Origin of the sequence: Aeribacillus sp. FSL M8-0254, from assembly GCF_038008845.1 — a bacterium.
GTDB lineage: Bacteria > Bacillota > Bacilli > Bacillales > Aeribacillaceae > Aeribacillus > Aeribacillus composti.
This window is the reverse complement of sequence record NZ_JBBOZY010000001.1, coordinates 170,946-180,000: the sequence shown is the minus strand read 5'-3', so window position 1 is coordinate 180,000 and position 9,055 is coordinate 170,946. Positions and strand designations below refer to the sequence as shown.

The 9,055-nt window shown below is 39.2% G+C and carries 6 protein-coding genes and 1 rRNA gene (1 of these 7 running past the window's edge); 2 read left to right on the top strand and 5 right to left on the bottom strand.

Features of this window, described 5'->3' with window-relative positions:
• Positions 1-772, bottom strand: a 16S ribosomal RNA gene (locus NSQ44_RS00970); it reaches 782 nt to the left of the window's first position.
• A 347-nt stretch (positions 773-1,119) separates the two neighbouring features.
• Here NSQ44_RS00970 and pdaB point away from each other — a divergent pair.
• A complete protein-coding gene (gene pdaB / locus NSQ44_RS00965; protein ID WP_340854489.1) occupies positions 1,120-1,890 on the top strand; it encodes a polysaccharide deacetylase family sporulation protein PdaB in 771 nt (256 codons plus the stop codon).
• Positions 1,891-1,977: 87 nt separating this feature from the next.
• Here the strand turns inward: pdaB and NSQ44_RS00960 are convergent, their stop codons facing one another.
• Positions 1,978-2,595: a KinB-signaling pathway activation protein gene (locus tag NSQ44_RS00960; RefSeq protein WP_340854488.1), complete on the bottom strand. Its 618-nt coding sequence runs from the start codon at positions 2,593-2,595 to the stop codon at positions 1,978-1,980.
• 148 nt (positions 2,596-2,743) lie between these two features.
• On the opposite strand from NSQ44_RS00960, the gene gerD reads away from it, so the two are divergent.
• Positions 2,744-3,346 carry a spore germination lipoprotein GerD gene (gene gerD / locus NSQ44_RS00955; RefSeq protein ID WP_340854486.1) on the top strand — a complete coding sequence of 201 codons (603 nt, stop codon included), beginning with the start codon at positions 2,744-2,746 and terminating at the stop codon, positions 3,344-3,346.
• A gap of 17 nt (positions 3,347-3,363) precedes the next feature.
• Here gerD and NSQ44_RS00950 read toward each other — a convergent pair whose 3' ends face one another.
• From NSQ44_RS00950 to NSQ44_RS00940, 3 genes are all read right to left on the bottom strand, one after another.
• The gene (locus tag NSQ44_RS00950; RefSeq protein ID WP_063387196.1) at positions 3,364-4,407 is read right to left on the bottom strand and encodes an Mrp/NBP35 family ATP-binding protein; all 1,044 of its coding nucleotides are present in this window, start codon (positions 4,405-4,407) and stop codon (positions 3,364-3,366) included.
• A gap of 99 nt (positions 4,408-4,506) precedes the next feature.
• Positions 4,507-5,220: an N-acetylmuramoyl-L-alanine amidase CwlD gene (gene cwlD, locus NSQ44_RS00945; RefSeq protein WP_094244892.1), complete on the bottom strand. Its 714-nt coding sequence runs from the start codon at positions 5,218-5,220 to the stop codon at positions 4,507-4,509.
• Between the two features lie 448 nt (positions 5,221-5,668).
• Entirely contained in the window at positions 5,669-8,740 is a 3,072-nt protein-coding gene (locus tag NSQ44_RS00940; protein ID WP_340854484.1) for an Ig-like domain-containing protein, read from the bottom strand.
• Positions 8,741-9,055: the final 315 nt, after the last annotated feature.

The window sequence follows — 9,055 nt, the reverse complement described above, 5'->3', positions numbered from 1 at the left end:
GCGCCTCAGCGTCAGTTACAGGCCAGAGAGCCGCCTTCGCCACTGGTGTTCCTCCACATCTCTACGCATTTCACCGCTACACGTGGAATTCCGCTCCCCTCTCCTGCACTCAAGTTCCCCAGTTTCCAATGGCCGCTCGCGGTTGAGCCGCGAGATTTCACATCAGACTTAAGGAACCGCCTGCGCGCGCTTTACGCCCAATAATTCCGGACAACGCTTGCCACCTACGTATTACCGCGGCTGCTGGCACGTAGTTAGCCGTGGCTTCCTCGTCAGGTACCGTCAAGGTACCGCCCTGTTCGAACGGCACTTGTTCTTCCCTGACAACAGAGCTTTACGATCCGAAGACCTTCTTCGCTCACGCGGCGTTGCTCCGTCAGACTTTCGTCCATTGCGGAAGATTCCCTACTGCTGCCTCCCGTAGGAGTCTGGGCCGTGTCTCAGTCCCAGTGTGGCCGGTCACCCTCTCAGGTCGGCTACGCATCGTCGCCTTGGTGAGCCGTTACCTCACCAACTAGCTAATGCGCCGCGGGCCCATCCTGCAGTGACAGCTAAAAGCCGCCTTTCAACCGAAAACCATGCGGTTTTCGGTGTTATCCGGTATTAGCTCCGGTTTCCCGAAGTTATCCCAGTCTGCAGGGCAGGTTGCCCACGTGTTACTCACCCGTCCGCCGCTAACCTAAAGGAGCAAGCTCCCTTCGGTCCGCTCGACTTGCATGTATTAGGCACGCCGCCAGCGTTCGTCCTGAGCCAGGATCAAACTCTCCAAAAAAAAGTTTGTTACCAAATGCTCTTGTCAGAATCAACAGGCACGCTTTTCGTTTTGTTCAGTTTTCAAGGATCATATAACTACTTCGACGAAATAACATTATAACAAAACAATTGTGTCCAGTCAATGCTTTTTATTTTTTCACAATGACTTTCATAATATATCATGGCGTCAAAATGTTTGTCAATACATTTTTTAAAACACTTAACAAACAGCGACGATTAATAATATATCAACTTTAAACTATTTCGTCAACACCTTTTTAAAATTATTTTTAATTCTCCATCCTTATTCATAATTAAAAGTTCAATTCATACAATTTTACAAGATAAGGACAAGGAGGAGCATCAATGAACCGTTTTTACATCATCCATATTAAAAAAATCAAACAATTACTTTTTTTAATCATAATCGCTTTTTTTACTGCTGTCTTTATGTACTTTCAAACAATACCAAATATCCCGGTTTTCACTACAAAGAACGGGCCGAAAGCTATTTATAAAGGAGACGGAAGCGGTAAGAAAGTTGCCTTGACATTTGATATTAGCTGGGGAGATGAAAAAGCAATTCCAATTTTAAATACTTTGAAAAAATATGGACTAACCAATGCAACATTTTTTGTATCCGCCTCATGGGCCGAACGCCATCCTGAAGTAGTCAAAAGAATTATCGATGACGGTCATCAGCTCGGCAGCAAAGGATATGCTTATAAAAACTATACTGAGTTGGACACTAACGAAATTAAGCATGATTTATCTTTAGCCCAGCATACATTTCAAAAGCTTGGTATCAAGGATATAAAATTGCTGCGGCCCCCAACCTGCCAATTCGATCAAAACGTTTTAAATATTGCTGAACAATATGGATTAACTGTCGTCCATTACAGCGTAAATTCAAATGACTGGAAAAACCCGGGAGTCAACAAGATTATCCAAAATGTTACGAAACACTTAAAACCAGGTGATATTATCCTGCTTCACGCATCAGATTCAGTTAAACAAACTAACCAAGCGTTGCCGGCGATTATTCAACATTTGAAACAAAACGGCCTTAAAAATGTAACCGTACAAGAATTAATTGAAAACAGCAATGCAAGAACGAAAGAACTATCATTCAAATGAAAAGAACTTTGGAAGTAAAATTCAAACTAATCGTTTCAATATTTTGGAAATCAATAAGCATTTTAAAGAGCTATAAGGAAAATTCCTTCAGCTCTTTTTTGCTTTTGGCGAGTCATTTGTCATTTTCGGCAAAATCAACAATTGGTAAGCATTGCAAATTAAAATTGGAAACAGCATTAAATACAGCCAATCTCTATCATTGACACGAAGGGCCGGCATCCACTCAATCACTGAAACAACAACCATAAAAAACAATGCAGGGACAAACGCATCTTTATTCGTCTGTTTTTGCTTAAAATAAGCAATTACAGCAGAAAACAACAAAATGACAACAGCTACTAAAATATACGGGACAATGGAATCTCCAGTTTGCGCAAAAAATTGATATCGAAAATAAACTAAATCAAACAACACAAAAATGATTAACAAGATTTGAACAGAGTTCCATAACGAAACTGAGCGAAAAATGCCTAGGCCAAACCTGTGCACAGTCAAATAAGCGAAAAAGCCCATTTGGCTGATGATGCTGAAAATAAAACCTACTCCGATCAGCCAAAACAATACTGCAATAATTTCAACAATATTAAAAGACAAAAACAATTTTTCATACTCGCTCCATCTTAAGATAAAACCAACAATACTTGTCGCAACTCCACCTACAATGAGAGTAGAAAGGAAAAATCGTACCCAATTTCGGCTTTTCACTGCCAACCCCTCCATATTTCGTAAAATATCATATGATTTTATCAATCCAACTTGTATATTACCATATGGCAAAACTTTTTTCGCATAAAAAACAGTTGGTTTCTCAACATAATGGTAGAAGTTATTATTGAAAGGAGCTAAATGAAATATGAGAGGTAGAAATTGTTCGCTCCTCATCATGATGCTTATATGGATGATCGTTGCAGGATGTGCGGATCGGCAGCAAAGTGAACCAATGAATTATGATGAAACAAAAAAAATGGTTGTAGACATATTAAAATCTGACGAAGGAAAAAAAGCCGTTCAAGAAATTATGAAAGATGAAGAAGTTCAACGAAACTTCATTTTAGATCAAAAAAACGTCAATAATACGATTGAAAAAACGTTAACATCAGAAAAAGGGAAGGAATTTTGGAAAAATACATTTGAAGATACAAAATTTGCGGAAGGATTTGCGAAAACATTGCAAACAGAACATGAAAAAGTGATCAAACGTTTAATGAAAGATCCGGAATATCAAGGAATGCTTATGGATGTGCTGAAAAATCCTCAAATGGAAGAAGAACTATTGAAGGTTTTAAAAAGCAAAGAATACCGCCAATATTTACAGCAGCAAATTACAGATGTTCTATCAAGTCCGCTCTTTCAACCGAAAATTGAGGAGGCGCTATTGAAGGCTGCTCAGCAAGCTCAAAGTAAACAACAAGGCGGGGGCAGCTCCGGAAACGAAGGCGGGGGCGGAGGCCAATAGACCTCCTCTCCCTTCCTTTACTTTTCTGTTATCTCAATCACTTTTCTTGCTATATCTAAATAAATTTTCCCTATTGGATGGTTTTCATTATAAACAGACGGAGCAAAGTCCTCTTCATCCCAGTCCGGCTGCTCAAGCGGAATTTGCCCTAATAGAGGGACCTGCAAATCCTCTGCAAGCTTCTGACCTCCGCCTTTCCCAAATACATACTCTTTTTGGCCTGTTAATTTACTTTCAAAATAGGACATATTTTCAATAACTCCTAAAATTTCGTGCTCCGTTTTAATGGCCATTGCACCAGCCCTTGCAGCAACAAATGCAGCTGTTGGATGAGGCGTAGTTACAATGATTTCTTTACTAGTTGGAAGCAATGTATGCACATCTAATGCAACATCACCTGTACCAGGAGGCAAATCAAGGAGTAAGTAGTCCAACGATCCCCATTCAACTTCTTGGAAAAAGTTATTCAGCATTTTTCCGAGCATCGGACCTCTCCAAACAACAGGCGCATTATCTTCAACAAAAAAAGCCATTGATATGACTTGCACACCAAACCGCTCAACTGGAATAATTTTATCCCCGCGAACGATCGGCCGGTTCATGATCCCCATCATATCAGGAACGCTAAAGCCGTAAATATCTGCATCAATAAGACCAACTTTTTTTCCTAGACGAGCAAGGGACACAGCCAAGTTGACAGATACGGTTGATTTGCCGACTCCGCCTTTTCCGCTTGCTATTGCAATAAAGGTTGTTTTTTCATTCGATAAAATGGAAGGGCTTGTACTATCAGAATAATACTTTTGGACAATTTCCTTTGGAAGCTCCGAAAAACGCAGCCCAACAGTCTCGGCACCCGCTTGTTTAAGCTTTGCAACAATTTGCTGCTGGAGTGTTAACTGCTCGCTTGTTCCCGTTTTGGCAATTGCTATTTTTAAACTAATATGTTTTTTTTCGGGCTTGATTTTTATTTCTTCAATCGCATTCAATTCTTTTAAAGATTTATGTAAAAATGGATCTTCCAACTGTTCGACAATGGACCTTACATCTTCTTCCCGCATCGTATCCACAACCACCTTTTTTCCATAAGACTTTTAATACTATATATTATAACACATTTCCAACAGTCCATTGAAAATAGATGCCTGAGAAGAATCCATTTATTCCGGTATTTGCTGTTCATTGGAAAAATAACGCAAAACCCCGTTGTAAATGGCGGCTGCCACTTTTTTCTGATATTCTTCAGAAGCAAGAAGCTCTTCCTCAGAAGGATTGGATAAAAATCCTACCTCCACAAGCGCACCCGGTTTTTTTGCATGCTTTAGTAAATAGACACCGCTTATTGGCTTTGCTTTTCGATCTGTATTTCTTAAATTTTTCCTTAATTCATCTTGGATAAATTTCGCAATAGCTTCATTCTCCTGATATTTTCCGTCATAAAATGTTTGCGCTCCCCTCCATTTTGGAGATGGAATAGCATTTAAATGGATGCTTAAAAACAAATCGGCGTCTGATTCATCAATTAGGCGAACGCGCTTTCGAATATCTTCTGATTTTCTCCGGCTATATCCGTGTGTATCGTCCGAAGCCAAATCTTCATCTTTTTCTCTAGTCAATAACACTAGCGCTCCCTGCTCTTGTAAATAATCTCGAGCAATATTGGCAATTTTTAAAGTTATATCTTTTTCCAGCAGTTTTTTTCCTACTGCTCCTCCATCGGTACCGCCATGACCGGGGTCTAAGTAAATGATTTTTCCTGATAACGGAAGATTCCATGATTTCCATGAATTGAAAAGGGAGAATTGATATTGAATGATAAATACGAGAATTAGAAACCCAGCAATAAACAGTGCCCATTTCAGCTTTTTTTTCACTCCGCATCCCTCCTGCTCGTCCCTTCAATTCAATATATGGAAAAGCATGAGGATTTATGATTACTGCAATTTTAATTTATATCTCTTTTTTCCAGCCAATTCCCACCAGAAAATTGGCGCATTCAAAATTTAACTAATCTGCTCAAACTCGTCATTCTCCCCAACAGATAATATAGCTGTAGAAGCTGTCAACTTTCTGCCATACAGCTGTTTGTGCTTTAATGATAAATCGCCTTATCACTTTTCGGTCCTAGATATGAAGTTTAAATTAGGGGCAATTGGGGATAATGGAATGCTTCACTTGAAAATAAAATTGTATTTCTGATTCAGTTTTTATACAGCGCTTTTTTCAAAGAGTCATAAAAAAAGCTCCCGCAAATATGGGAGCTAAGATGAATGTTGCGTTTCAGTTATAACGAGACCGATCAGGCTGGCACGGTCAATTTTATTATTTATATTTGACGGTAACTTTCGTGCTTTTTCCTACATTTCCAGCCTTATCTTTTGCATACACTAGGAGAACTGTTCCGGCTTTTTGTTTTTTGATTGAAACGGAGAAATTTCCGTTTTTATTCGCTTTGCCCGAACCGATTACTTTCTTTCCTGCTTTGACATACACCGTTGAATACGCCTCTGCTTTTCCTGTCACCGAGGAAGATTTTCTTGTTACTTTGTTCACTTTAGGAGCACCCGGCGGTATTTTATCAATTACCGTCACTTTTCGCGCCGGACTCACATTCCCCGCTTTATCCGTCGCTGTTACGTAAAGAATTGTTCCGGCTTTTTGAGCCGTTTTTAACGAAATTGCGAATTTCCCATTTTTATCTGTCGTGCCGGTGCTCAATACTTTGCTGCCGGCCTTTATTGTTATTTTTGACCCTGCCTCTGATGTCCCCCTGACCGTTTTATCTTTATTGCTGACCGAATTTACGCTTGGGGTACGCGGCGGTGTTTTATCAATTACCGTCACTTTTCGCGCCGGACTCACATTCCCCGCTTTATCCGTCGCTGTTACGTAAAGAACTGTCCCGGCTTTTTGAGCCGTTTTTAACGAAATTGCGAATTTCCCATTTTTATCTGTCGTGCCGGTGCTCAATACTTTGCTGCCGGCCTTTATTGTTATTTTTGATCCTGCCTCCGCTGTCCCTCTGACCGTTTTATCTTTATCGCTGACCAGGTTTACGCTTGGAATGCTAGGAGGCGTTTTATCCAATACCGTCACTTTTCGCGCCGGACTCACATTCCCCGCTTTATCCGTCGCTGTTACAGACAAAATCGTACCAGCTTTTTGCGGTGCCCGTAATGGGACAGAAAACTTGCCGTCTGATCTAGACGTTCCTTTTCCTAATTCAATTGTTCCTGATTTTACCGTTATCGTTGCACCCGCCTCCGACGTTCCTGTCACTGCTTTATCTGAATCTTTCACTTCATTGACAGCAGGTGCTGTCGGCGGCGTTTTATCAACCACCGTTATTTGAACCGACTCGCTTTTATTTCCCGCCTGATCCCTGGCATATACGCTTAATACAGTCCCAGCTTTTTGTTTACTGATGGAAATGCGAAAAGATCCATTATTGTCAGCTGCTGCAGAGTTCAATATCTTTGAACCAAGCTGGACATAAACAGTAGTTCCTGGATCAGACAGCCCATTTATAAATGTATCCCGATCACTTACCGGGTTTACTATCGGTTTGCTTGGAGGAGTGGAAGGCTTATTTTCCTCTACATCAAAAAAAGTATAAGTGATGTCATCTCCTTTAGATGCAGGAACAGTTTCATTACCAACAGCCCGTTTTACTATGGCTCCGCCGCCCCGCAAGCTGGCGGATTCTCCCGAAAATATTTTTGGAATTAATGAATCAAAGCCCTCTTCACCATTAAAACCATATATTCCCGTATTTTTCTTCAGTAAAAGGGCGGCGCGGAAGTTCGTCATCAATTTTCCAAATGTAAGGGAAGAGTTGATATATTTTTTCGCTACATTCTCTACTGCTTTATAATCATTATGAGTATCTGTTAAAATCTCTTTGAAAATCTTGTTTCCTTGATTCGCTTGAATTCTGACATATTGTCCAAAAAGATAGGACAAGGAATAGTTAGACAAAGTGTCGCCATTATCACCCCAATACAATAATGAATGACCATTTGTAATAGAGGTAGAAATATTGTAGTAATTAATGGTATTCGTTAAAGGTTTTCCCGTATATATGTGTTCAGCTGCCATAGACAATGCTTCATCTAGCCATGTATCCATTTGGGAGCCATTTTCTATAAATACATTTTGGTTAAAATTCACCATATGTTGAAATTCATGTGCCAATGTTTCGTATGCAGCACTTACATCCTTTTCCGTCCCTGTTCCCATTAAAGGATACGTATCAATATAAAAAATCTCTGATTTGTTGGAGTATGGAATATCATGCAAATCTCCTCCATAAAAGTAACCAGCAATATACCCCCCGAATCCTGCAAAACCATCTTGTATATCATAACAAAGAATGTGAATTTTCCCGTTTTCGTCCACATCGGATTCGCTGGCAAAATTTTGTGTGATGAGCGGATAAATTTTTTGATCAAATTCTTGCCCTAATTTTTGCGCATCAGCTTCTGTAATTTGATTATCATGAACCCATACGTTCGTTTTTGTACCTGAATACAGCAGCTTGGCGCTAATTTGTTTATCTTCATTGGTCGTAAAATCATGCACCCAAAATGTCTTAGTATCGCCAACTTTATTGAGAAACTTTTTGGAGAGAGATTTTTGTTGAAGTTTCTTGTCTTCATGTTTCTCCGTATCAAACGGTCTAATTACATCCAGTTTATAAGCATTCAATCCTATTTTTTTGTTTATCGTATATTGATCATTATTAATCTTGAACGCTCCAGTGTCTTGAGTATTATTCACGTCTACGGACTCGTTGCTGATTAATACGTATTTATTTCCCTCGGGTGCTGTTTCTGAATAAAAAGGATTCCGCACCTTAAATGTTGTTACATCGGAATAATATTCACTTTCTTTGTCAGGAAAAACACCTATTCTTAAATAAATAAAAGGTTGATCGCTATAAATGGACTTTAAAAGCTGTGCAATGAGGTAGGCCTCATATACTCCATATGTATCGTACTCGACATACCCAAGGAATTTCAATGTTCCTCCAATATCTTTATAAAATTCTATTCCAATATAACTGTCTTTTTCTATATTTTTATCTGAATTATACAGAATTTCAATGTCCATCGAGTCGTTCATATCGTAAATACGTTCAAATGTAATTTCATGATAGACATTTTTCGAGTCCAACAGCCAGCCAACAATTTCTCCCTCCTGAATTAATGGATAATCCGCCGGATTTGTAGATTGTGTTTTTTCCTCTTTGTGTTGTTTCTTTGGTCCTGAACTTTGCTGGAATGTCGAAATTATTTCCTTTCTGCTATCACTTCTTTCCTGTGCAAAACCGCTAGCTGGCACCAATAATAAAAAAATAAGAACAAGGCATAACGACTTTTTCAACCAACCCATTTCTCCACCTCTTTATTTATAAAAAATTGATAGAAATATTATAATGGATGATTTTGTATAAGGCACTAAAATTTTTTGAACAGTCACAAAAGTTTTAAGCCTATTCGCCTAAATGAAAAGTGCTAATAAAATCTTTGTGGTAAAGAGAAAAGAAACGTGTCAAAGCTCAGCAAAAAAAAGACAAATAAAAAATAAAAGCTGATTTCCTCACCTGCGCTACACAATAGGGGGGTTGCTCGGCAAATGATAAAAGCTTTTTCTCTCTCTGAAAATCTGGAATCGTTGAAAAGACGTTCATATCGAGATGAACATTTT

Coding starts and splice junctions, on each gene's coding strand:
- pdaB (WP_340854489.1), top strand. CDS start 1,120: ATGAACCGTTTTTACATCATCCATATTAAAAAAATCAAACAATTACTT.
- NSQ44_RS00940 (WP_340854484.1), bottom strand. CDS start 8,740: ATGGGTTGGTTGAAAAAGTCGTTATGCCTTGTTCTTATTTTTTTATTA.
- gerD (WP_340854486.1), top strand. CDS start 2,744: ATGAGAGGTAGAAATTGTTCGCTCCTCATCATGATGCTTATATGGATG.
- NSQ44_RS00950 (WP_063387196.1), bottom strand. CDS start 4,407: ATGCGGGAAGAAGATGTAAGGTCCATTGTCGAACAGTTGGAAGATCCA.